The 23,122-nt window shown below is 38.9% G+C and carries 23 protein-coding genes and 1 tRNA gene; 10 read left to right on the top strand and 14 right to left on the bottom strand.

Annotated elements, in window-relative coordinates; all coding sequences use genetic code 11:
• Positions 1 to 315: 315 nt before the first annotated feature.
• The 8 genes from AQPE_RS23735 (at position 316) to AQPE_RS23700 (ending at position 6,339) form a co-directional block, all read left to right on the top strand.
• Positions 316 to 708 (top strand): curlin repeat-containing protein, encoded by a 393-nt coding sequence (locus AQPE_RS23735; protein ID WP_318348963.1) that lies wholly within the window; start codon positions 316 to 318, stop codon positions 706 to 708.
• Between the two features lie 118 nt (positions 709 to 826).
• A complete protein-coding gene (locus AQPE_RS23730) occupies positions 827 to 1,873 on the top strand; it encodes a hypothetical protein (protein WP_318348962.1) in 1,047 nt (348 codons plus the stop codon).
• A 107-nt stretch (positions 1,874 to 1,980) separates the two neighbouring features.
• A complete protein-coding gene (locus AQPE_RS23725) occupies positions 1,981 to 2,841 on the top strand; it encodes a curlin repeat-containing protein (protein ID WP_318348961.1) in 861 nt (286 codons plus the stop codon).
• A 2-nt stretch (positions 2,842 to 2,843) separates the two neighbouring features.
• Positions 2,844 to 3,329: a CsgE family curli-type amyloid fiber assembly protein gene (locus AQPE_RS23720; protein ID WP_318348960.1), complete on the top strand. Its 486-nt coding sequence runs from the start codon at positions 2,844 to 2,846 to the stop codon at positions 3,327 to 3,329.
• A 44-nt stretch (positions 3,330 to 3,373) separates the two neighbouring features.
• On the top strand, positions 3,374 to 3,739 hold the full coding sequence (locus AQPE_RS23715) for a hypothetical protein (protein ID WP_318348959.1): 366 nt from the start codon (positions 3,374 to 3,376) through the stop codon (positions 3,737 to 3,739).
• A 90-nt stretch (positions 3,740 to 3,829) separates the two neighbouring features.
• Entirely contained in the window at positions 3,830 to 4,252 is a 423-nt protein-coding gene (locus AQPE_RS23710) for a curli production assembly/transport component CsgF (RefSeq protein WP_318348958.1), read from the top strand.
• Positions 4,253 to 4,278: 26 nt separating this feature from the next.
• Positions 4,279 to 5,685: a CsgG/HfaB family protein gene (locus tag AQPE_RS23705; protein ID WP_318348957.1), complete on the top strand. Its 1,407-nt coding sequence runs from the start codon at positions 4,279 to 4,281 to the stop codon at positions 5,683 to 5,685.
• A 12-nt stretch (positions 5,686 to 5,697) separates the two neighbouring features.
• On the top strand, positions 5,698 to 6,339 hold the full coding sequence (locus AQPE_RS23700) for a carboxypeptidase regulatory-like domain-containing protein (protein ID WP_318348956.1): 642 nt from the start codon (positions 5,698 to 5,700) through the stop codon (positions 6,337 to 6,339).
• Positions 6,340 to 6,413: 74 nt separating this feature from the next.
• On the opposite strand, the gene AQPE_RS23695 is transcribed toward AQPE_RS23700, so the two are convergent.
• The 12 genes from AQPE_RS23695 to AQPE_RS23640 are packed head-to-tail and all read right to left on the bottom strand — an operon-like array spanning position 6,414 to position 16,619.
• The gene (locus tag AQPE_RS23695) at positions 6,414 to 6,737 is read right to left on the bottom strand and encodes a hypothetical protein (RefSeq protein ID WP_318348955.1); all 324 of its coding nucleotides are present in this window, start codon (positions 6,735 to 6,737) and stop codon (positions 6,414 to 6,416) included.
• Positions 6,738 to 6,750: 13 nt separating this feature from the next.
• Positions 6,751 to 8,178, bottom strand: a complete 1,428-nt coding sequence (locus AQPE_RS23690) for an NADH-quinone oxidoreductase subunit N (protein ID WP_318348954.1) — start codon at positions 8,176 to 8,178, stop codon at positions 6,751 to 6,753.
• A gap of 29 nt (positions 8,179 to 8,207) precedes the next feature.
• Positions 8,208 to 9,713 carry a complex I subunit 4 family protein gene (locus AQPE_RS23685; RefSeq protein WP_318348953.1) on the bottom strand — a complete coding sequence of 502 codons (1,506 nt, stop codon included), beginning with the start codon at positions 9,711 to 9,713 and terminating at the stop codon, positions 8,208 to 8,210.
• 45 nt (positions 9,714 to 9,758) lie between these two features.
• Positions 9,759 to 11,672: an NADH-quinone oxidoreductase subunit L gene (gene nuoL / locus AQPE_RS23680; RefSeq protein ID WP_318348952.1), complete on the bottom strand. Its 1,914-nt coding sequence runs from the start codon at positions 11,670 to 11,672 to the stop codon at positions 9,759 to 9,761.
• Between the two features lie 12 nt (positions 11,673 to 11,684).
• Positions 11,685 to 12,002, bottom strand: a complete 318-nt coding sequence (gene nuoK, locus AQPE_RS23675; protein ID WP_318348951.1) for an NADH-quinone oxidoreductase subunit NuoK — start codon at positions 12,000 to 12,002, stop codon at positions 11,685 to 11,687.
• Complete coding sequence (locus AQPE_RS23670; protein WP_318348950.1) at positions 11,999 to 12,505, bottom strand: NADH-quinone oxidoreductase subunit J family protein; 507 nt, start codon at positions 12,503 to 12,505, stop codon at positions 11,999 to 12,001. The genes nuoK and AQPE_RS23670 overlap by 4 nt, the downstream gene beginning before the upstream one ends.
• 11 nt (positions 12,506 to 12,516) lie before the next feature.
• On the bottom strand, positions 12,517 to 12,996 hold the full coding sequence (locus AQPE_RS23665) for a 4Fe-4S binding protein (protein WP_318348949.1): 480 nt from the start codon (positions 12,994 to 12,996) through the stop codon (positions 12,517 to 12,519).
• Between the two features lie 12 nt (positions 12,997 to 13,008).
• Positions 13,009 to 14,097 carry an NADH-quinone oxidoreductase subunit NuoH gene (gene nuoH, locus AQPE_RS23660; RefSeq protein WP_318348948.1) on the bottom strand — a complete coding sequence of 363 codons (1,089 nt, stop codon included), beginning with the start codon at positions 14,095 to 14,097 and terminating at the stop codon, positions 13,009 to 13,011.
• A gap of 12 nt (positions 14,098 to 14,109) precedes the next feature.
• Positions 14,110 to 15,237, bottom strand: a complete 1,128-nt coding sequence (locus tag AQPE_RS23655; protein ID WP_318348947.1) for an NADH-quinone oxidoreductase subunit D — start codon at positions 15,235 to 15,237, stop codon at positions 14,110 to 14,112.
• A 13-nt stretch (positions 15,238 to 15,250) separates the two neighbouring features.
• Positions 15,251 to 15,709: an NADH-quinone oxidoreductase subunit C gene (locus AQPE_RS23650; RefSeq protein ID WP_318348946.1), complete on the bottom strand. Its 459-nt coding sequence runs from the start codon at positions 15,707 to 15,709 to the stop codon at positions 15,251 to 15,253.
• 11 nt (positions 15,710 to 15,720) lie between these two features.
• Entirely contained in the window at positions 15,721 to 16,260 is a 540-nt protein-coding gene (locus AQPE_RS23645; protein ID WP_318348945.1) for an NADH-quinone oxidoreductase subunit B, read from the bottom strand.
• An 8-nt stretch (positions 16,261 to 16,268) separates the two neighbouring features.
• A complete protein-coding gene (locus AQPE_RS23640) occupies positions 16,269 to 16,619 on the bottom strand; it encodes an NADH-quinone oxidoreductase subunit A (RefSeq protein ID WP_318348944.1) in 351 nt (116 codons plus the stop codon).
• Positions 16,620 to 17,030: 411 nt separating this feature from the next.
• Between AQPE_RS23640 and AQPE_RS23635 the strand changes: the two genes are divergently transcribed.
• Positions 17,031 to 20,678: a two-component regulator propeller domain-containing protein gene (locus AQPE_RS23635; protein ID WP_318348943.1), complete on the top strand. Its 3,648-nt coding sequence runs from the start codon at positions 17,031 to 17,033 to the stop codon at positions 20,676 to 20,678.
• Positions 20,679 to 20,760: 82 nt separating this feature from the next.
• On the opposite strand, the gene AQPE_RS23630 is transcribed toward AQPE_RS23635, so the two are convergent.
• A tRNA-Thr gene (locus AQPE_RS23630) sits at positions 20,761 to 20,833 on the bottom strand.
• Between the two features lie 71 nt (positions 20,834 to 20,904).
• Positions 20,905 to 22,149 carry an aminotransferase class I/II-fold pyridoxal phosphate-dependent enzyme gene (locus AQPE_RS23625; protein WP_318348942.1) on the bottom strand — a complete coding sequence of 415 codons (1,245 nt, stop codon included), beginning with the start codon at positions 22,147 to 22,149 and terminating at the stop codon, positions 20,905 to 20,907.
• A gap of 162 nt (positions 22,150 to 22,311) precedes the next feature.
• Here AQPE_RS23625 and AQPE_RS23620 point away from each other — a divergent pair, with 162 nt between their 5' ends.
• On the top strand, positions 22,312 to 23,118 hold the full coding sequence (locus AQPE_RS23620; protein WP_318348941.1) for an outer membrane protein assembly factor BamD: 807 nt from the start codon (positions 22,312 to 22,314) through the stop codon (positions 23,116 to 23,118).
• Positions 23,119 to 23,122 lie beyond the last annotated feature (4 nt).

The following is a 23,122-nucleotide window of genomic DNA, read 5'->3' as shown; positions in this document are numbered from 1 at the left end:
TTCAAAAACAACAGCTTCAATTTTTTATTTCAAATAATTTTGATTTGGTGCTGTCTTCCGCTAGGTTCCTAATCTTCATTAAAGTCAATAGGTGAAATCACCCATTTTTTATTCGATTTTCTTTTGCGTGAATTCACGTATTGCCTCGCCAGTTTTTATGAGCGAACTTTGATAGTGCGATTAAGAATTATTTAAGTTAAAGGGACTACAAAATTTTCCTACTTGCAATCTATGTTAATTGATTGAAATTTTATAAAGTACACTATAATAGTAGTTTGCGGTGGCATTGCTTTGTTTTTTTCTTAAGTATAAAATATGAAAAATATATTAATTAAAAGTATTGTATTTGTCTTTTTAATAAGTATCACATGTATATCTTCCGCGTTTAAAATCTCTAAACACAAAGAGATTTTAAAAGCAAAAACTTCAGTTTGTTCAGTTGGAAACAATGTAGAGGCTGACACGATCACCAATTACTCCATCAATATCAATGGCAAGCAAGATTTGGTTACGATTAAAACTGATTCACTAACTGTACAAACAACCGAGTCTATTGCTAATCAATCAATAGGCAGCAACTCCATTGAAATTAACGGGCAGGGCAACACCGTTGCAATAAGTCAGGAAAATAAAAATGACAAAGTAGTTGTTTCTCAAAACGGAAATAACAACAGCGTTAATATTTCACAATCCAGTCATCAACCATAAAAAATAAAGAAAGGAGGTTATTGCGATTTCTGAAAAAGGGGTTTTTCAAAAAATCATTAATCATTAAATATCAAATTAATTTTTTTCAATCTATTATTAATTAAAAAAACCAAAAATCATGAAAAAAGTAAGTTTATTTTTAGGTTTTGCCTTTATGGCATGCATGGTATTCGCTCAGAATAATGCAACAGTTAATCAATTTGGTAGCAATATTGGTTCAGTTAACCAAGATGGTTCGGGAAATAATGCTACAATACAGCAGGGGTCTTCAGGCGCGGCTGTCACCAATAATCATGCCCCTGCATATGTTGGTGATTGGATTCAAGGCTCATATATTCATCAAATTGGTCAAACAAATACTGCTGAGGCTACTGTACGTCAAAGTGGTAATGGCACTGATATTAATCAAGTAGGTGATGTAAACACCGCTAAGCAGGATGTTGGAAGTTATTATGAAGAAACAACAAGTTATACCAAAATGGGGCTAGATATAGATCAAATTGGCGGTAACAATTGGGCAACTCAAAAAACCATTAAAACTTATGGTAACTTTGGAGTTCAGGGAATGACTGTTTACCAAGGAGGAAATTACAATATTGCAGATCAGGTAAGTATTGGTGGTATGGGTCAGGTCCAGAGCATTAAGCAGGTTGGAGATAATAACAATAATCCTATTAAAAGCGGTAATACCTTCGATCTAAGTAGTACAACAATAAATAATCCATTAGCAGTATTACAAAATCCACTGACTTTAGCATTCACTTTTGGGGCTGGTGCACAAACTGTCAGTTTGCCATTGACACAATACTCTAAGCAAGAGCTGGGAAAAGCAACCATTGATGTTTTGGGAAGTGATAATAATACTTATCAATTCCAGGAAACTCCTACATGGGGCGGAGGGAAAAATCAAGCTACCATTGATCTTATTGGTAATAAAAATGATGTGGCTCAAGGTCAATTAGGTGCATTAAACAACTCAGATTTTGATTTGACTGGTGATGAAAACGTTGTTTCAAACAGTCAATTGGGCAATTCAAATATTGCTGATGTAAATATTTTAGGATCCTATAATGTTGTTGGAATTGAACAAACTGGAGATTTAAATAATGCAACTGTTAATCAAACTGGCAATAGTAATTTAGCTAGGATTATTCAACAACCATAATATACCTGCCACCATCTTCAAACCGGAATAGGTTAGTCCCTTAATCCTTAAATGTGTGATGGTTTAATCCCCGGCCTTCGGGCCGGGGTAATTAAAATTTTATAACGATGAAGAAGATAATCATTTTATTGTTTCTGTTAGTGTTTGGCGTAAGTTCAGTATTTAGCCAAAAGAAGGACAAGGACAAAGAAGATCACGAGATTATTCAGCAAATCCGCACTTCAGGATTGGCCGATATCCTGAGTTTTCAGACACAAAGCAGGAATACCGGTAATGTGGCGTTTACACAACAAATTGGTGATTGGAATAAAGCCAGTGTAAACCAACAGGCCGGGCAAGGATCAGCTTTCGCAAACCAGGCATCGAGCATCCAGCAGGGAAATTCGAATGAAATGACGATTGGGCAAATCGGTTCTGGAAATGTGTTATTGGGGCTTCAGTTAGGTTACGTTACCTCCGAGATCGAACGCAATCAGGGCAATCATTATGGCTTTGGGTTAGACATTGGGAACGGAAATGCCTATGCCTACGGACACGACAAGGGCACAACCGAAACTATTGTTGCAGGTGATCGAAATAAGTTGATCATTAGTCAGGATGGCAGTAATAACGGCGTTTTGGCCATTCAGCAGGGTAGCGATAACAGCATTTCGGCAGGTCAAAAGGGAAGCAACAATTATTTATTACTCATGCAGCAGGGAAACCGAAATTCGATTTCGGGCTATGTGCAGGAAAATCAGGAAGAACGTCCGAATTATGATGCCATCATCCAGATTGGAAACGATCTCACTCTTAGTGCAACTGATCTTTCAAAATCGAAACCCAATGGAAATAGTTTTAGGCAGGAAGGGGAACATTTGTCGTTACAAATCAATAACCAGTTTGCCAATACCCTTGGAGGAATTGAAATCAACCAGACCGGAAAAGATATGAAAGTCGTTGTTGATCAGACGTATTTCATTAAATAAGCATGATGAATTATCTGCTAAGTATAATCGTCTCGGTTTTTTTAATACTACCATTTGTTCAGCAAAAGGACAGTACAAAAACAAAGCCTGTACCCGTATCCCTCAAGAAATTACTAGAGCAAGTCATTAAACAACCTGACAAGTCGGGCGATTTGGAAATAGAAATTGATGGATTGCTGGTAGATGATACGAAAACGAAAACAGGGAAAGATTTTTACGATTTATTTTATGGCAGTTGGGAAGCTCCGAAGGACGCGAAGAACTTTACCATAACGATAAGTGAAAAACCCTTTCGTCTAAGCTCTACACTGATTGTGGTGTCGATCAATGACACTCCGGTATATCAGTCAGTACTTCAACCCCGTCAGGATATTGTTGAAGGTTTATCGCAAGATGCAATATCAACTACACAAAGCTATTTGGCCAATTATGAAGAAATTATGAAGCAGTTGAATGGTGATGACATGGCTGGTTCTGGAATTTTTTAGAAATACAAAATTCCATATTTTATTTAGTGGTTAATTCTTTCGAAATGAAATTGATTTACGTTTTACTTATTTCTGTTCTGAGTTTTTCTTTTTGTCCTTCTATCGAAAAGGTAGAAAATAGTACAAGTAACGGATTTTACATATTTGTGCAAGACTTTACTGATCGAACCAATCATAAATATATTGTTGAGTCAAAAGATTCAGTTAATTCTATTTTTGACTACTTCTTCGATTCAGAACTGGAACTTGGAAATGTGGACAGACCGATTACAATTTTTAATGGGAAACGTAATTTTTATATAGCCAGGGTAAATGTTTTTAAAAATGCAAAAGGTGGAAAAGACTTCAGGCACCTGAAGTATCCCAATGTATATAAAAAGCGTTCGAAGTTGAAACCAGTAACCATATAGATTTTGCTTCAAAATATTTTATTTCAATACAACATAAATATCAATTAAAAAATTAACAATGAATATTTAAAAAAACTAAAACCAAACACAATGAGGACTACATTTACAATTCTAATGATTGTATTTTTTTTCGTGGCAGGAAAAACATACGCACAAGATTTTACTTATCAACCTAAAAATCCAGCTTTTGGGGGAAACCCATACAACTACAGCTGGTTGATGAGTTCGGCACAGGCACAGAATGACATTAAGGATCCTGCTTCCAGCAGTGCTTATAGTTCATACAGCACTGATCCTTTAAAGGATTTTTCAGAGAGCTTAAACAGGCAGATATTAAGCCAGCTATCGAGGCAAATTGTTGCCAAACAGTTTGGCGAGGATGCTTTAAGTGCAGGCACTTATGTTTTAGGCGATTATCAGATTGAAGTGGGAGATCAGGCCGATGGTTTGAGCATTACCATTTTGGATAATAAAAACGGAAGTCAAACCACGGTGTCGGTTCCTTATTTTTAATCAATTTATATTTATAAGATATTATAATGCAGAAAACCATTCTGTTAAGGATTTTTATTGCGCTGATTTGTATGATTCTGGTGGCAGCTTGCGGATCATATATGCATCAGCCCATGCAATCCCGAAGAGCAATACTAGGTCCGGAAACTCCGGCCAAGAAAATACTTCTGGATTTGCCGAAAGCTCAGGAAAAAATTGTTGTTGCAGTATATAAATTCAGAGACCAAACCGGTCAGTACAAAGCCTCAGAAACAGGGGCTAACTGGTCGACAGCTGTGACACAAGGCGCTACTACCATTTTAATTCGTGCATTGGAAGAATCGGGTTGGTTCATCCCAATCGAACGCGAAAATATGGCAAATTTATTGAACGAAAGGAAGATTATCCGGACAAGCCGGGCACAATATGAAGGAGGTGATCAAAATAATGAATCGCTTTTGCCTCCATTGTTGTTTGCCGGAGTTATACTTGAGGGTGGAATCATTTCATATGAATCGAATATTTTAACTGGTGGAGCAGGTATCCGGTATTTTGGAGCAGATGCTTCGGGGCAATATCGTGAAGATCGGGTAAGTATCTATATTCGCGCGGTATCATCGGCTAATGGCAAAGTATTGAAGACTGTATATACCACAAAATCAATCTTATCGCAGGAAGTGTCAATCGGTTTGTTTAGATATGTTAAGTCAAAACGATTGTTGGAGGCTGAAACAGGATTTACCTATAATGAGCCATCGGAAATTTGCGTTACTGAAGCCATTGAGAAAGCTGTACAAAGTCTTATTATTGAAGGTATTCAGGATAAACTTTGGAACCTAAAGAATCCAAAAGACACAACTTCAGTTGCCTTCAATAATTATTTGGAAGAAAAGAGAACCAACTATAAAACTGATCCACTTGGCCGTGTATTGGAAATGAACAATCGTGGAAAACTTGTATTAGGAATTTCAGCTGGATCAAATACTTTCATGGGAGATTTCACTTCAGGTGAACTTCGACCTAGAACATCACTGTCAATTGGCGCTGCACTAAATAGTAAGATCTATATTGACTCTGAAACCGGTTACCATGGTTTAATGGTTCAGAAGAAGGTCGATGATTATTCAATGTTTAGCGATCTTTCCGTACGATATGTATTTCTTCCATTCGATAAAATTACACCTTATTTGAGTGTAGGTATGGGATTTGATTACAACAGGAACGGAGTTGGTTTGTCAGCAGATCGGTTTTTGCCCCAAATAAAAGGGACTTTCGGTCTTGAATATATGGTCCGAAAAAATATGGGAGTTTCTCTATCCTCCGGCTGGAACTATTATTTGAGCGATCGGTTTGATGGAGCGCGCAATGGCAAATATAATGATGCCAGCTGGGGAATTTCAGCCGGGGTAAAATTCTATTTTTTTAAGTTGAGACAAAAGGTTTCATATTTCTAAACAAATAAAATCATGAGAAAAATTATATACATTATATGTTGTTTCCTCTTTGCTTCTCTTACTTCCTGTGATGAGGAGAAGTTGGATGTTGTAAATTATGGTTCAATTTCTGGAACCGTATTGGATGGGGTTACATACTTACCTGTTCAAGGAGCACTGGTAACTACAACTCCTGCCAGCATTTCCTTATTAACTGATGCCGAGGGAAAATTCAGCATTCCGAAATTAAAAGAAGGTGAAGTTGCTGTAAATTTGAAAAAGAAGGATTATTTGAGTAATTCATTGTCAGTTGCAATATATGGTGAAGAACAAACTCAACTGGATTTCTTACTTTTTAAAGACGAAAATGCTATTGGAAATATTACCATTTATGATCCGGTTCCTGGCAATGGAGCATTAGACCAACTCACTGGATTTAGCTTGAAATGGAATGTGGATGGGAAAAAATCCAGTACTGTATTAAGTTACAGCATCTATATTTTTGAATCTGGGTCAAGTGTTCAGAAGTTAGTTGGTGAAGGGATCGCAGATAAAGAAGTAACAGTTTCTGGTCTAAAAAATTCAACGACCTATTATTGGTATGTTGTAGCCAATTATGAAGGGAATAAAGTGGCTTATAGTCCAACCTGGGCATTCAAAACAAAAGCTGAGTAGAGATTCGAGAACTTTACAATACCAAACAAAAAAGGGAGCAATTGCTCCCTTTTTCTATTTGGTATTGACTAAAATTATCCTTTAAAATCCCAGTAATTTACTTCAGATTCTCCTTCTTGTGTTGATTCCTGAAGCCAGTAAGCCGGTGTTACTTTTTTGCCTGAAAGGCTTTTTAAATCTCGTTTGTACACATCTACAACCGGGTTAAAAAGCATGTCGGTAACACCAATCTTGAATGTTCCTGATTCACCTTCAGCAGCTACTTTTACTGTATATTTGTTGAATTCGAGTAACTTTTTCAGGAATTCTGTGCGGGTTGGTGAAACTTCTTTTTCAACCAACGAACAGCGAACCCCGTCGATTTCTTCTACGATATGTTTTCCTTTATTAAGAGCCATTTTTAAGGTCGTATTAATTTAAAAACAATTTACTGATGCTTCTGATGTATTCGAAGATTCCACTTGCAAAACCGGTGACTAATACACCTGTGATACACATTACTAATGCAATTCGCATCGAGTTTGAACTCCGGAATTCAGGAATAGGCTGTTCGTTCTTTTCTATAAATATGGCTTTTATCACCAGTAAATAATAATACAGTGAGATAGTTGCATTCAATACAGCGATCAAAACCAGAATATAATAACCGCTTCCGGCAGCAGCCGTAAATAGGAAGAATTTTCCGAAGAAACCAGCAATTGGTGGGATTCCTGCCAATGAGAACAACGAAATCGTCATGAGCCAGCTTAGTTTCGGATTGGTTTGATATAGGCCATTGTATCCTGAAATGGTTTCAACGCCCGAAGCATTGTGAATGGCAGCAACAACGCCAAATGCTCCAAGGTTAGTAAACACATAAACAAGCACGAAATAAACGATTGCAGTCATTCCTAGCTCCCCGGCACCGAGAATACCCAACAGGATAAAACCGGCCTGTGCAATCGATGAAAAGGCCAGAAATCGCTTGATGTTATTCTGTCGCATGGCGAACAAGTTACCGATTGTCATTGTAGCTATAGCTAATGTGTAAATCATCGGTTTCCAGAGTTCCACAATATTTTTGAAAACGGTGAACAGAACGATGGTGAAGATAAATGCTGCGGCACCTTTTGAAACAACCGAAAGGTATGAAGTTACATTGATCGGAGCACCTTCGTAAACGTCAGCTGTCCAGAAATGGAAAGGTACCAACGATATTTTGAAACCCATTCCGCTTACAAAGAATACAAATCCAAGTGCAATTAAAGCGTTTGGAGCAACTTTGTTTGCGATATCGGCAAAATAGATCGATCCGGTTGCTCCGTAAATCATAGAAAGTCCAAATAATAGAATTCCTGAAGATAGGGCAGAGGACAGGATTAATTTGATACCTGCTTCGGCCGATTGACTTTTGTATTTGTCGAAGGCGGCCAACCCGGCAATTGGGATAGTTGCAGTTTCGAGTCCAATGTAAAAGATCAGGAAGTCGCCCGCTGAAATCATGAAGTTCATCCCGATCAGTGTTGACAACGTCAGGATAAAATATTCACTGATTTTGTCGGCATTTTCCGGTTTCCGTAACCATCCTTCAGCCTGAAGAAAGACAATCAACACAGCCAGATTAAGTACGTTTTTCATGAAAACGGTCAGTTGGCTTGATTGGAATGATCCTCCAAATAAATTACCGGTTTCTCCTGGAATAAACCCAATGAAGGTTACCAAAGCGAAAAGTACCAATGCGAAATTGATGAGTTTCGATTTGTTTTTTTCGCTGGTAAAAATTTCAGCAACCAGAATCGCGAGTGCTGCTATAGTGAGCAGCAATTCGTGGCGCATGAGTATAAATTGTCCGAGATCCATATTTTTCGGTATTATTTTATTGATTCAATTTAAAAAGGAATAACCATTGCCAAACGTGCAACAATCGGTTTCAAACTTGCTACGATGGTGTCAGACAGCCAAAGTGGTGCAATACCAATTGCGGCAACAGCTAACACAAGTGTAACAGTACTCAGTTTCTCGTACCATTTGGCATCAGTCAGTTCAGCATGATGCTGATCTTTCAATGGGCCAAGAAGCAAGATTCCAACGACTTTCAGAATATATACAGCAGTAATAACGATCGAAGAAGCTACGATTACCGTAACGACGCGATGGAACATATCCTGATGTTGGAATGATCCGACAAAAACAGTCATTTCTGCCACGAAACCACTTAATCCGGGTAATCCCAAAGAAGCAAAACCGGCAATCATATACACTACAGCAAGAAATGGGATTACTTTCATTAACCCGCCCATTTGGCGAATATCACGGGTGTGGGTACGTCCATAAATCATCCCAATCAAGGCGAAGAAAAGGGCTGTCATCAAACCGTGTGAAATCATTTGAAGAATTGCTCCGTCCATTGCTGTTTCGTTCATCATCAGCAAGGCAAAAATTACCAATCCGCAATGGCTTACTGATGAGTATGCATTAATGAATTTAAGGTCGGTTTGCCAGATGGCGCTGAACGCTCCGTAAACCACACTGATTGTTGTCAGGATAATGAAAATCCAAGCCATTTCCTGTGCAGCTTGTGGCATCAGGAACATCGCAACGCGGAAACATCCGTATCCCCCCAGTTTCATCAATACTCCAGCATGAAGCATCGAAACTGCGGTTGGCGCCGAAGCGTGACCGTCAGGTGACCAAGTATGGAATGGAAACAAAGCTCCAAGTATTCCAAATCCAACAAAAGCGAAAGGAAAGAAAAAGCGTTGTGCCGCAACAGGAATTGATATTTTTGATATTTCAAGAATATTAAAAGTAAGCGGGCCACCACCAGGAGCCGAATTGTAATAAAGACCTAAAATACCAACCATAATCAATGCAGAACCTGCCATCAACATCAATGTCAGTTTCATGGCCGATTTTTCTTTTGGTCCTGTTCCCCACAGACCAATAAGCAGATACATAGGTATCAGTGCCAATTCGTAAAAGAGGAACATGGTAAACAGGTCGAGTGAAATAAAGAACCCGTAAACCGCTGTAACAAGCAATATGAGCGATACAAAAAACTCTTTTGTGAGGAATTGAAGTTCCCAGGAAGCAAAAATACCTGCAAAAATCACAATTGAAGTCAGACCAATCATGGCTACAGCAATTCCATCGACCCCGAAAGCAAAATGTATGTTCAAGCTAGGATACCACATGAAGTCAGAAGTAAATAGCATCTCGTGCATCATCCCGGTTTTTCTTGCGGCGAGGTAAGCGAGCACCAGATAAACTGTTGCTATAAGTTCTATACCCATTCCGATTGCCGAAGCGAGCCGGGCACCTTTGTAATCCTTGGTAAAAAGGACTGCAACCATGGTGAGAACCGGGATTAAGACCAATAAAGTTAGAATATTCACTTTTGTATATTTTAAATTTTTGTTTCTTATCTGATATTCAATTTTCTACATCAAAAAATAGATCATCGAAAGCGCTAAAGCTAAAGTACCGGCAACAAAGGCAAAAGCATAATGCTGCAATTGTCCCGATTGCATTCCTTTAATTTTATAGGATACTTTTTCTGTGGTTAAGCCAATTCCAACCATGAATGCATCGATGATGTGACGATCGAACCAGGCAATCGGACGAGAGATGTAGTTGAAGATGATCTTTCGGGTTACAAACAAATAAATTTCGTCGAAATAGAATTTGTTGTAGGTTGCAGTATATAAAATACCCCAGCTCTTGGCCAATTTAGCCGGAACGTCACTTTCTTTCTTGTAAAGAATCCATGCCATGCCAATTCCCAACAATCCAATTAAAACTGAAGGAACAGCTACCATGTAGTTCATTTCTGATTCGAAACCCAATTTGTCGGAAGTTACTAACTCTGTAAAAGGAAGATATCCTGCAAAAATAGAAGCAACAGCCAAAAACATCAATGGAATAGTCATTACCAGCGGACTTTCGTGTGGTGTGTGATGATAATGTCTATCTTTTCCCCAGAATACGCTGAAGTACAAACGGAACATATAGAATGCGGTTAGTCCGGCAACAATAAACTCAACGGCAAACAAAAGTTTGTTATGGTGTAAGGCTGCTACCAAAATTTCGTCTTTACTATAGAATCCTGAAAGAAATGGAACACCAGCAATGGTCAAACAGGCAATCAGGAATGTAATGTGAGTAATTGGCAAATATTTGCGCAATCCACCCATATCGTACATGTTGTTTGAATGAACGGCGTGAATGATTGATCCGGCGCCTAGGAATAACAATGCTTTAAACATGGCGTGTGTGAACAGGTGGAACATACCAGCCATATAACCTAAACCTTCTTCACCGCCGTATCCTGAAACCCCCAGGGCAAGCATCATATAACCCAATTGCGATAAGGTTGAGAATGCCAAAACGCGTTTAATGTCGTATTGTGTGATGGCGATTACCGCTGCGAAAAGCGAAGTGAATCCACCAACATAACCAATGATTTCCTGCGCGGCAGGAGCCTGAAAATGGATAACCGGAAACATACGGGCTACCAAAAATACACCGGCAACAACCATGGTTGCAGCGTGAATCAAGGCCGAAACCGGAGTTGGACCTTCCATTGCATCGGGTAACCAAATGTGTAACGGGAACATGGCCGATTTACCGGCACCACCAATAAAAATAAGTGTCATGGCCCATGTCATGGCCGAAATACCCATGAAACTCATTGAAGCAGCGCTTCCGAAGATAGCTGTTCCGGGTTCTGTCAATTTGCCGAAATCAAAAGTTCCGGTTACAAACGAAAGGATCAGAATACCGATCAGGAATCCTAAATCGGCAAAACGGGTCACAATGAATGCTTTTTTCGAAGCTGCAACTGCCGATGGTTTTTGGTAGTAGAATCCGATCAAAAGGAATGAGCTGACACCTACCAATTCCCAGAAAATATACATCTGGAAAATGTTGGTGGCGATAACCAAACCCAACATCGAAAAAGTGAACAAGGATAAAAACGCGTAAAAGCGTTGAAACCCAACTTCACCATGCATATAGCCAATGCTGTACAAATGAACCATAAACGAAATCGTGGTAATTACAACCAACATCATTACTGAAATCGGGTCGAGTAAAATACCCATTTTGATAATCAGTGTATCCGTAAATTGCAGCCATTTCATTTCGAACGGAATGATTGTCTGAAATCCTTCAGCATGATGGCCAAAGAAATAGCTACCTGCAGTAATCAGCGAAAGGGTCCACGAAGTTCCCATTCCGATTGTTCCCAATATTCCGGAGATGATTGGTTTCCATTTCATTCCCAACAAACCGGTAACCAAAAACATTACCAGTGGAATCAGTATAATAAATACAGTATATGTATATCCTGTCATTGCTCTTTAATTTTAGAATTTCATTTCATTTACATTTTCAACTTCAATGTTCTTCACATTTCTGTAAATGTTGATGATAAGTGCTATGGCAACCGAAGCTTCGGCAGCCGCAATACCAACAATGAACAGTGAAAAGAATTGTCCCTGCAATTGATCAGGATACAGGTAGCGGTTGAAAACCACGAAATTGATATTGACCGAATTTAGAATGAGTTCAGTGGCCATCAACATCGTAATCAGGTTGCGGCGAATAATGAAACCACAAACTCCGATGAAAAACATAATCGTACTAACGACTAAAAAATGTTCGAGTGGAATTCCCTGAATCATATCTCTGAATTTTTATTTTTTTCTTTTTTAGCAACCACAATTGCTGCAATCATTGCTGCCAGTAACAAAATACTGATCAACTCGAACGGTAAAACGTAACCGTTTTTTCCGGTGCTTAGCAATTGATTTCCTATCACTGTCATATCAACAGGCAGTTCCGGAGCAGCTCCGGCTTGAAACGAGTGGGAGAGTATGGTTGTAAGAACCAATCCTATTCCAACAGTTGCCGCTCCAATACCCATTATGAGTTTGGTTAGATTCGGATGTTGAAAGCGATGCGAAATGTGGTGAGTCAATAAAATACTGAAGATAATCAGAACCACAATACCACCGGCATATAAAGTAAGCTGTACGGCAGCCATAAACTGGTAATTCAGCATAAAATACAATCCAGCAGTAGCCAACAGAACGCAAAGCAGATAAACGGCAGCCCGTAAAATCCTTCGGGTGGTGATCGACAAAAGCGAACAAATCAGGATTATTCCTGAAAATAGATAAAACATGAATACATTCATTACTTAGCCTCCTTTCTTAGTTTCGAACCAGGTTGATTCAAAACTTTGGTGAGTTTACTCCGGTCAAATACAGCATGCTCGAATTTCTGTCCCCAGGCCAGTGCATTCGATGGGCAAGTTTTTATGCACAATTCACAGAACGTACACATCGACAAATGGTAAATGTGTTTGTCGATTACCCGCTCCATTTTGCCTTCGGCATTTGCAACGCGGTCGGTTATAATTTCGATGGAACCGTTCGGACAGTTCATTTCACAAATTCCGCAACCGGTACAGGCGTGCTGGTTGTTTTCATCGTGTGGCATGATCACTTCGCCTTTAAACCGGTCTTCCATTTTCAGGGTGGCACGGTTTTCAGGATATTGCTGGGTTACAATTTCCCCGGGACTGAAAAAGTATTTTCCGGTGATGCGCATACCTGCCCACAGCGAAGAAATTCCTTTAAACAGGTCGGTAAAATATTCTAATATACTATTCATTGTAGTCTAATGTTAAAAGTGCCATCCCATCAGGACGATGAAAGCGATAAATACAATGTTGAACAAACTGATTGGTAACAGGTATTTCCATTCCAGAGTCAATAACTGGTCGATTCTCAAACGTGGGAAAGTCCATTTAAACCACATGATTATCCAAATGAGAAAGAAGGTTTTCGAGAAAAACCATACTGCCGATGGAATATAATCCATAATGTTGTTGAAACCTTCCCAGTTTCCGACATGAAATGGCATCCATCCCCCAAGGAATACAGTAGCTCCCAAAGCTGCAACAATAAACATGTTCATGTATTCAGCAAGGAAGAAAAAAGCGAATTTGATACCTGAATATTCGGTGTGGAAACCGGCAGTCAACTCCGATTCTGCTTCAGCCAAGTCGAAAGGTCCGCGGTTGATTTCGGCGGTACTGGCAATCAGGAAAATAATGAATGAAATAATGGCAGGAATGTGGCCTTTAAAAATCCACCATCCGTTAGCCTGACTTTCAACGATTCCTGAAAGTTGCATGGTTCCGGCGAAAACTACTATTGCCAACAGTGAAAGTCCAACTGAAAGTTCGTAACTCACAATTTGTGCTCCGCTTCGCATGGCTCCAATCAGCGAATATTTACTGTTACTCGACCAACCGGCAAGTAAAATACCAATTACGCTGAGCGACGATACGGCCATTACATAAAATACACCAATGTTGAAATCGATTGCCTGAAGTCCTTTGGCATAAGGCAAAGCTGCCAGTGCCAGGAAAGAGCAAATGATAACAATAAATGGCGCCAGGTTGAAAAGCAACGGATCTGATTTGCGGATCGGGATTAACTCCTTCATTAACAATTTGATCAAGTCGGCTATGGTTTGAATGATACCATAAGGTCCAACGCGGTTTGGTCCAACGCGGTTCTGCATAAATGCACAAACTTTACGTTCGGCATACACCAGAAACAATCCGAGTAATGCGTACATTAAAAGGAAAGCCAATCCGACGAGAACCATTTCAGTAAAAGTGACCCATCCGGTCGACATCAGGCCTGATAACCAGGCATGAATAGAGCCGGTAAGTGTCGAAAAATCGTAGATGTTTGATGACATATTTGTGTTCATTTATCGGTCAATATCAGGGATTACAAGATCGAGCGAACCGCTGATGGCAATCAGGTCGGCAATTTTATGTCCCGCAGTAATTTCGTTCATTACAAACAAATTACTGAAGTTTGGTGTCCGGAACCTCATGCGCAATGGCGATTTATTGCCGTCGCTTACAGCATATACAGCCAATTCGCCGCGGGCAGTTTCTACTCTCTGGAAATATTCTCCAGCCGGAAGTTTGATGATTGGTTTCATTTTGGCAGTGAAATCGCCTTCAGGAATATTGTCAACCAATTGTTCCAGGATGCTGAGTGATTCCCACATTTCGCCCATTCTCACTTTGTAGCGAGCCCAGGTATCGCAGCCTGTTTCCAGAATTTCGTTGAACTGAACTTTATCGTAAGCTCCGTAAGGTGCAATTTTACGAACGTCGCACGAGTAATCGGAACCACGGCCTGAAGGACCGGTAACACCGTATCCGATAGCAGTCTCTTTACTCATGTGCCCAATTCCTTTGACACGGTTCTGGAAAATTACATTGCCGGTAAGTAACTGGTCGTATTCAGGTAATTTTTTCCTGAAGTAGGTGATGAATTCTTTTATCCGTTTTTGGAAGTTGGGATGAACGTCGTGCATCAAACCGCCAGGCATCACGTAACTGTGAAGTAATCTCGATCCGAACGATTCTTCGAAAATATCGAGAATGTGCTCACGATCGCGCAGTCCGTAGAAGAAGCTGGTTAATGCGCCCAAATCCATACCAAAAGCGCACCACCACAGTTGGTGCGATGCAATTCGGTTCAGTTCGTCCAGAATAGTACGAATATACTTTACCCGCTCCGGAACTTCAACCTGCAAAGCATCTTCAACAAGCAAACAAACCGCTTCGTTATTCATGTGAGCCGAAAGGTAATCCATTCGGTCGGTCAGGTGAATAATCTGCGGATAGGTAATGGCTTCGCACATCTTTTCAATTCCACGGTGAATGTATCCAATGTGTGGAATCAGGTATTTGACGGTTTCACCTTTCAGGCAAACCTCAAACCTTAATACACCGTGAGTCGAAGGGTGCTGGGGACCCATATTAATAATATAGTCCTCGTTCTCCCCGATAATCACGTCTTTTATAATTTCTTCACTCATCTGATATTGAGTATTAACGTTCAATAATGTTTACTTCATCGCGGAAATCTTTGCGAAGCGGGTAGCCGTAGTCATCTTCCATGAAAAAGCGTTTCAGGTTTGGATGGTTATTAAACCGTATTCCAAACAGGTCGAAAACTTCGCGCTCAAAATATTCAGCAGTCGGATACAAAGCAGTTAAGCTGTCTACGTTTGGATTTTCACGATCTGCAATCAATGATTTCAGTACAATTAAATGTCTGAAATCTGTAGATTCGAGGTGATAAACCACTGTGAAATGAGTTGTAAAATCAACGGCAGTGTGGTTGATCAGATAATTGAATGCTGTTCTTTTATCTGATTTCAGATTTTCCACTAAAGAAAATAATTTCTCTGCCGGAACAATAACTTCCAACAGTTGTTTACCTTCAGGAAACTCAGCTTCAGGAACAAAACCTGAAATAATATCTGTTAATTCTTGTCTGTTTAGCATGTTCTGGTTAATTAGAGCAACCTTTCAGTTGAATCTTCTGAATCAAAAAGTGAATCACCTTTAATTTTTCGCTGCAATTGCATCACGCCATAAAGGAGTGCTTCGGGGCGGGGCGGACATCCGGGAACATAAACATCCACCGGAAGGATATGATCAACACCGCGTACCACTGAATACGAATTGTAGAAGAATGGTCCTCCAGAAACGGCGCATGCGCCCATGGCGATTACGTATTTCGGATCGGGCATCTGGTCGTATAAACGTTTCAGAACAGGAGCCATTTTGTGATTGATGGTTCCTGCAATAACGATTACATCGGCCTGGCGTGGCGAAGGACGGTAAACTTCAATCCCAAAACGGGCAAAGTCGTGCCTTGATGCTCCGGCAGCCATCATCTCAATTCCGCAACAACTGGTCGCAAAGGTGAGTGGCCAAATGGAGTTCGATACACCCCAGTTCAGAACTGCGTCAATACTAGTCATGAAGACGTTTCCGCCTGACTTTTTTAAGAGTTCGAGAGATTCGCTATCTCCGAAATCTTCATCTTTCATTGATTTGATTAAACCCATTTCAAAGCTCCTTTTTTCCATGCATACAAAAGTCCAAGACCAAGTATGAAGAAGAAAATAATGATTTCAATAAATGCCCTCATCCCGATTGATTTCATGACTACACCCCAAGGGAATAGAAACACGGTTTCAACATCGAAAACAAGGTAAATAATTGCAAAAAGGTAGTAACCCACGTTGAATTGAATCCATGCCGGTCCTTCAGATGGAATACCGCATTCGTACGGTTCTGATTTTACGGGATTTAATGAGCTTGGAGCAACAAGGGTTGAGAATATAATTGCCCCACCTACCAAGATTAGTGCAACTATAAAAAAGAGAATTAATGATTCGCTTTCCATATCTTTAAAAATATGTTGATAATTGAATAAGCTAAAAAAGCCGGTGCAAAAGTAACTTTTTCAGATTAGTACCAAACTTTTTTTTACAAAAAAGTGTATTGATATTTCGCAACTTGAAAATTGGAAGATTATTTTTACTGATAAAATTAAGCCATCTATAATGCTCAATTAAGGTATGATTGAGGAAGTTTTTATTATTTTATTGTTTGATAAATTGTCCTTTAGTAAACCTATCCTATAATTTTTAGACAGAAACATAATTGCACGAAAACGGGATGATTAATAAGTTTTAAAAAACATGAAATCAAAACTGAGAATAATAGTATTTTCGTAAAATTGTAATAAAAATGATTATAAATTACAGATGGATAATTCGATATTCAGTTGATATTTTATAGGTTTGCTTCTGTGATGAATAAAATTCTTCTTACGATTCTTATCATTTTACTAACTCTTGCCTGTACAAAACAACAGAGTCAGGATACATTATTGGTTCACAGTCCGTTGATTGTTGAAGCAAAAGGTTTTATTATCCCTGAAGATTCCGTAGCAAGACCTAAAATTGTACTAGCTGGCCAACCAACACGAATAACTGTTGGTAAACCGAATGCGATTTATACAAATACCAACGAATTCCTCGCCGGACAGCCAACAATTATTTTAGCCGGTAACCCTCGAATAAATACTCCTGGTCAGAATTCTTTTTTAATTCCTAAAACTGTTACAGCCATTGACAAACCATTCATTGGCGGAATGCCCATTGTTGAAACAGCAAAAGATGCCTATATAAAAGATCAAAACCCTCAGAATTTTAGCACATTCGGCAAACATCAGGGTTTAAATTACAATTCGATACATTGCCAGTTGCAAGATATTAGCGGGAATATCTGGTTTTGCACATATGGTGGTGGCGTTTCCAGATATGATGGAAAATCGTTTACGCATTTCACAACGAAAGAAGGATTAGGCAACGATCGGATTTGGTCTGTTTTGCAAGACAAGAGCGGAAACTTGTGGTTTGGAACCGATGGTGGAGGCGCATCAAGATATGATGGAAAATTCTTTACCCATTTTACGACCAAAGAAGGATTGTCTGGCAATTCGGTATTATCGATGTTACAGGATAGAAATGGAGATATTTGGTTTGCAACGACTGAAGGGTTATCGAAATACGATGGAAAATCGTTTACTCATTATTCCCCCAAAGAAGGTTTATGCGACAATACAATTTTGTCGATTTTGCAGGACAAAAGTGGAAATCTTTGGTTCGGATCTGGAGAACATGGTGTATCAAAATACGATGGTAAATCGTTTTCTAACTTTTCTGAAAGTGAAGGGTTGGTCAATAATACTGTATTTTATATTTTACAAGATCGTGATGAAAATATATGGTTTGGTACTAATGGCGGGGTATCTTGTTACAACGGGAAATCGTTTTCAAATTATACGAATCACGAAGGATTAAGCGATAATAAAATTTATAGCATATTTCAGGATTCCCTTGGGGCATATTGGTTTGGTACCGGAAGAGGGATAACGAAACTAACTTTTAATGTCAGTGAACCGGATGAGAAACTTAACTCACCGAAACGAGGGGTTTTTACTCACATTACTGAAAATGATGGATTGTGTAATAATCTTGTCTATAGTATCTTAAACGACAAAAGTGGTAACATTTGGTTTGGTACTAATGAAGGCGTAAGTAAGTATGGAGGAAGCCTGTTTACACACTATACCCGAAATGAAGGATTAAGCAACAATAAAGTATTTAGTATTTTAAAGGATAAATCAGGCAACCTGTGGTTTGGTACTTTTGGCGGAGGTATTATCAGATACGATGGAAAATCGTTTTTAAACTATACCGAAAAAGAAGGTTTAGCCAATGATAAGGTCTTTAGTATGTTTCAGGACAAAAGTGGAAATATGTGGTTTGGAACAGATGGTGGTGGCGTCTCGAAATACGATGGAAAGTCGTTTACTAATTTCACGCAAAAGGAGGGACTAAGCAACAATAAAGTATTCTGCATCGCCCAGGATAAACCCGGGAATCTCTGGTTTGGAACATATGGCGGTGGCGTATCAAAATATGACGGACAATCATTTACAAATTATACTGTAAAAGAAGGATTGTGCAATAATTTTGTTCTGAGTATTTTGAATGATAGAAATGGAAATCTTTGGTTTGGTACTGATGGCGGAGGTGTATCGAATCTTATTCTTGAAAAATCGGATAAACTTCATGGAAATACAACCATTAAAAGTCAATCATTTGTTCCTCAGTTTATTAATTATACAACAAAAGATGGTCTTCCAAACAATTATGTCTTTAGTATTTTTCAGGACAATGATGAGAATATTTGGTTTGGAACAGGTGGCGGTGGTTTAGCTAAATTCGACGGGAAATATTTTACGACCTATACTGAAAACGAAGGTTTAAGCAATAACAATGTACTGAGTATTACGCAGGACAAGAACGATAACCTTTGGTTTGGCACCCGGTTTGGTTTATCAAAGTTAAAATCCGGAGCTTTAAATGCGAACGCGAATAATGCAGGTTTACCATTGTTCAATAATTTTGCATATGAAGATGGTTTTTTGGGTATTGGTTGCAATCGAGGAGCAATTTGTCAGGATAAAGCAGGAACTATCTGGATTGGTACCAACGACCGGCTAATAGCTTATCATGGGGATGGAGACATTGCTGACACGATTTCACCTGAAATCCAATTAACCGGTATTTCGCTTTTCAATGAAAAGATAAAATGGTCAAATCTGCTTTCCGATATCACTGACAGTGAAGGACATTTTCAGGCAAAAGATACAAGTATTATTCTTGAAAATGGAGTAACTGTAACCGATTTTAATTTTGATACAACATCAAAGTGGTATTACATACCGCAAAACCTAAGTTTAAAATACAATAATAATTTCCTGACTTTTTCATTTATAGGAATATCTCAGAGACATAACAAAAAGATGAGATATCAATATAAACTCGAAGGATTAGATAAAACCTGGATTGCATTAACTCTGAGTACTGATGCATCATACGGTAATCTTTCTCCGGGCACTTATATTTTCAAGATAAAAGCAAGAAATGGTGAAGGTTATTGGAGCAAGGAGTTTGCTTATCAGTTCACAATTCGCCCTCCCTGGTGGAAGACAGGATGGTTTCGGTTAATTATGGTTGTATTTATTCTGACGAGTTTGTTTGTTCTTTATCGTTGGCGTATCACTTCTTTGAAAACACAACAACGATACCTTGAACGTATTGTGAAGGAAAAAACGGCTGAGGTTGTAAATCAAAGCATCGAATTGCAGGGAATTAATGATGAGTTGAGACGTCAAAAAGAGGCGCTTGAAGTAGCTAATGCAACAAAAGACAGATTCTTCTCCATAATTGCGCACGATTTACGAAATCCATTCAGTGGGTTTTTAGGACTGACTGAAATTATGGCGGAAGATTTGGCAAGCCTGACATTGACTGAGATACAAGATCTTGCTCAAGGCATGAATAAATCGGCAACAAATCTGTATCATTTACTTGAGAACTTACTCCAATGGTCATTAATGCAAAGAGAGGCTATCCCATTTAATCCAGAAATAATTCCACTGCTTGCTACTTTGGATGACAGTATTACAATGTTACTTGAATCGGCGAAACGCAAGAATATTGTTTTGACTTATGATATTCCTGATCAAATTAAGGTTTATGCCGATGCCAACAGTCTTCAAACTATTTTTAGGAATCTGGTTTCGAATGCAGTAAAATTTACCCGGAATGGTGGTCATGTTAATGTCTCGGCCTGGATTGAAGCCGGGCAAAAGGTTGTGGTTGCTATAAAAGATTCGGGGATTGGAATTAGCTCCAAAATGCTGAATGATTTGTTTCGGATTGATGTTAAAACAAATCGGGTTGGTACGGCAGGTGAACTAAGTTCTGGACTTGGCCTATTTCTTTGCAAGGATTTTGTTGAAAAACATGGTGGAGAAATATGGGTAGAAAGCGTCGAGGGAACGGGAAGTACATTCTACTTCACACTGCAAATGCACGACTAATTGAATACGATCATGCTATTGTCCTAAAATATAAAACCCTCTGAATGATTTAACTTTCAGAGGGTTTCTTTTATTCATTCAGAGCCTCTCATGGGACTCGAACCCACGACCTGCTCATTACGAATGAGCTGCTCTACCAGCTGAGCTAAAGAGGCATTAAGCACAAATATAATAAAGCAGATATGAAAAAACCATCCCGAAGGATGGTTTTACTTTATTTTTATTCTTACATAATCGATGGAATCTGTGAAGTATTGTATTTGCCTTCTTCCAGTTTTTGCCTGATTTCTGAAAATGCTTTTATGGTGTATTCAACATCTTCAAGCGTGTGCATGGCTGTTGGAATTAACCGAAGCATGATTTGTCCTTTAGGAATTACCGGATAACCAACCACAGAGCAGAAAACATTATAATTTTCACGTAAGTCCATTACTGCGCTGGTTGCTTCGCCCACACCACCTTCAAAATAAACTGGGGTAACGCAAGAGTTTGTTACACCAAGATTAAATCCTTCAGCTCTTAGTCCGCTTTGAAGCGCAGCAACTACGGTCCAAAGCTTTTCTCTAAGTTCTGGTTTGGTCCGTAATAATTCCAGACGTTTCAATGCACCAATAACCATTGGCATTGGCAATGACTTAGCAAATGTCTGAGAACGCATATTGTATCGTAAGAAGTTACATATATCTTCGTTGCAGGCAATAAATGCACCAATTCCGGCCATAGATTTGGCGAAGGTTCCAAAGAGAAGATCAATCTTGTCAGAAACTCCAAAATGTTCTGCTGTACCAGCTCCGGTTGCACCCATTGTTCCAAAACCATGAGCATCATCAACCAATAACCGGAATTCGAATTCGTCTTTCAGTTTGGCAATTTCGTCTAGTTTTCCCAGGTCACCCGCCATACCAAATACACCTTCAGTAATTACTAAAATACCACCACCTTGTTTTGCCGCAAGTCTGGTTGCTTTATTCAGCATATTACGGAGGCTATCCATATTATTGTGGCCATAAACAAAACGTTTACCCATATGTAACCGAACGCCATCCAAAATACAAGCATGTGCTTCAGAGTCATAGACAATAACATCGTTTCTGCCACACACTGCATCAATGATCGAAACCATTCCCTGATATCCAAAATTCAATAAGAAAGCATCTTCTTTTCCTACAAATTCAGCCAGATTCTGCTCAAGTTCTTCGTGCTTACTGGTTTGTCCTGACATCATACGTGCACCCATTGGGTATGCCATTCCGTATTCTGCAGCAGCTTTGGCATCTGCTTCCCTTACTTCAGGATGATTGGCCAGTCCAATGTAATTGTTCAGGCTCCACACTAAAACATCCTTACCTCTAAACTTCATTTTGGTACCAATTTCACCTTCCAATTTAGGAAAAGCGAAGTATCCGTGAGCCTGTTTCATGTACTGACCCAGGTCGCCCATATTGCTTCTTAATTTTTCAAAAATATCCACTTTGATCTGGTTTTTAAAATTAGCATTGCAAAAGTAATTCTTTTTAATAAGTCTGCAAATTTGTTAATTTATACTAAACAAGATTGTATTCTGGATAATTCATTCTATTTTTCGGCCTGAAAATTTGTTTAAAAAATATATCTTTGCGCCATGTTAATGAAAATGAGAAATTTCGCACCTATTGTTATTGTTTTTGCACTGTTACTGAGTAGTTGCAGTGATTATAATAAGGTGGTAAAAAGCACCGATTACGAATTCAAGTACAAAAAAGCTCTGGAGTATTACGAAAATGGAGAATTTGTTCGTTCTTCAACGCTTTTGAAAGAGCTCATTGGTATAGTGAGGGGTACAAGCCGTGCAGATAAGGTATATTATTATTTTGCAAAAAGTCAGTTTGGGTTGAAAGACAATATGATGGCCGGCCATTATTTTAAATCGTTAATTAAAGAGTTTCCAAGAAGTGAGTATGCCGAAGAATCGCAATACATGATTGGATACTGCTTTTATCTGGATTCGCCAACTCCTCGTCTTGATCAGGCTGTTACTCAAAATGCAATTGACGCTTTACAGTTATTCATCAACATATACCCGAAATCGACCCGGGTTGATGAAGCTACCCGCTTAATTATTGAGTTGCGCGATAAATTGGTTTACAAATCCTATTTAAGTGGTAAACTTTACTTTGATTTGAACAATTACAAGGCTGCAGTCGTTGCTTTAACATCATCGTTAAAAGATTTTCCGGATACTAAATACCGCGAAGAATTGATGTATATGCTGTTAAAAGCAAAGTATTTGCTTGCTATTAATAGTGTTGAAGAAAAAAAGCATGAGCGTTTAAGCTCTACATTGGACGAATATTTTACCTTTGTCGACGAATATCCGGAGAGTAAGTACCGGAAAGAAGTTGAAAAGTATCACAATACAACCGCCAAGTTGTTAAATTATAAACCGGATTCAAAAATTTAGACCA

This window comes from Aquipluma nitroreducens, from assembly GCF_009689585.1.
GTDB classification, from domain to species: domain Bacteria; phylum Bacteroidota; class Bacteroidia; order Bacteroidales; family Prolixibacteraceae; genus Aquipluma; species Aquipluma nitroreducens.
The sequence above is the reverse complement of the archived record's forward strand: the minus strand, read 5'-3'. Positions and strand labels throughout refer to the sequence as shown.

Bases quoted from the DNA above. Each gene is read 5' to 3' on its own strand.
- AQPE_RS23735 (WP_318348963.1), top strand. From the start codon at position 316: ATGAAAAATATATTAATTAAAAGTATTGTATTTGTCTTTTTAATAAGT.
- AQPE_RS23730 (WP_318348962.1), top strand. From the start codon at position 827: ATGAAAAAAGTAAGTTTATTTTTAGGTTTTGCCTTTATGGCATGCATG.
- AQPE_RS23725 (WP_318348961.1), top strand. From the start codon at position 1,981: ATGAAGAAGATAATCATTTTATTGTTTCTGTTAGTGTTTGGCGTAAGT.
- AQPE_RS23720 (WP_318348960.1), top strand. From the start codon at position 2,844: ATGATGAATTATCTGCTAAGTATAATCGTCTCGGTTTTTTTAATACTA.
- AQPE_RS23715 (WP_318348959.1), top strand. From the start codon at position 3,374: ATGAAATTGATTTACGTTTTACTTATTTCTGTTCTGAGTTTTTCTTTT.
- AQPE_RS23710 (WP_318348958.1), top strand. From the start codon at position 3,830: ATGAGGACTACATTTACAATTCTAATGATTGTATTTTTTTTCGTGGCA.
- AQPE_RS23705 (WP_318348957.1), top strand. From the start codon at position 4,279: ATGCAGAAAACCATTCTGTTAAGGATTTTTATTGCGCTGATTTGTATG.
- AQPE_RS23700 (WP_318348956.1), top strand. From the start codon at position 5,698: ATGAGAAAAATTATATACATTATATGTTGTTTCCTCTTTGCTTCTCTT.
- AQPE_RS23695 (WP_318348955.1), bottom strand. From the start codon at position 6,737: ATGGCTCTTAATAAAGGAAAACATATCGTAGAAGAAATCGACGGGGTT.
- AQPE_RS23690 (WP_318348954.1), bottom strand. From the start codon at position 8,178: ATGGATCTCGGACAATTTATACTCATGCGCCACGAATTGCTGCTCACT.
- nuoL (WP_318348952.1), bottom strand. From the start codon at position 11,672: ATGACAGGATATACATATACTGTATTTATTATACTGATTCCACTGGTA.
- nuoK (WP_318348951.1), bottom strand. From the start codon at position 12,002: ATGATTCAGGGAATTCCACTCGAACATTTTTTAGTCGTTAGTACGATT.
- AQPE_RS23670 (WP_318348950.1), bottom strand. From the start codon at position 12,505: ATGTTTTATCTATTTTCAGGAATAATCCTGATTTGTTCGCTTTTGTCG.
- AQPE_RS23665 (WP_318348949.1), bottom strand. From the start codon at position 12,996: ATGAATAGTATATTAGAATATTTTACCGACCTGTTTAAAGGAATTTCT.
- nuoH (WP_318348948.1), bottom strand. From the start codon at position 14,097: ATGTCATCAAACATCTACGATTTTTCGACACTTACCGGCTCTATTCAT.
- AQPE_RS23655 (WP_318348947.1), bottom strand. From the start codon at position 15,237: ATGAGTGAAGAAATTATAAAAGACGTGATTATCGGGGAGAACGAGGAC.
- AQPE_RS23650 (WP_318348946.1), bottom strand. From the start codon at position 15,709: ATGCTAAACAGACAAGAATTAACAGATATTATTTCAGGTTTTGTTCCT.
- AQPE_RS23645 (WP_318348945.1), bottom strand. From the start codon at position 16,260: ATGAAAGATGAAGATTTCGGAGATAGCGAATCTCTCGAACTCTTAAAA.
- AQPE_RS23640 (WP_318348944.1), bottom strand. From the start codon at position 16,619: ATGGAAAGCGAATCATTAATTCTCTTTTTTATAGTTGCACTAATCTTG.
- AQPE_RS23635 (WP_318348943.1), top strand. From the start codon at position 17,031: ATGAATAAAATTCTTCTTACGATTCTTATCATTTTACTAACTCTTGCC.
- AQPE_RS23620 (WP_318348941.1), top strand. From the start codon at position 22,312: ATGAGAAATTTCGCACCTATTGTTATTGTTTTTGCACTGTTACTGAGT.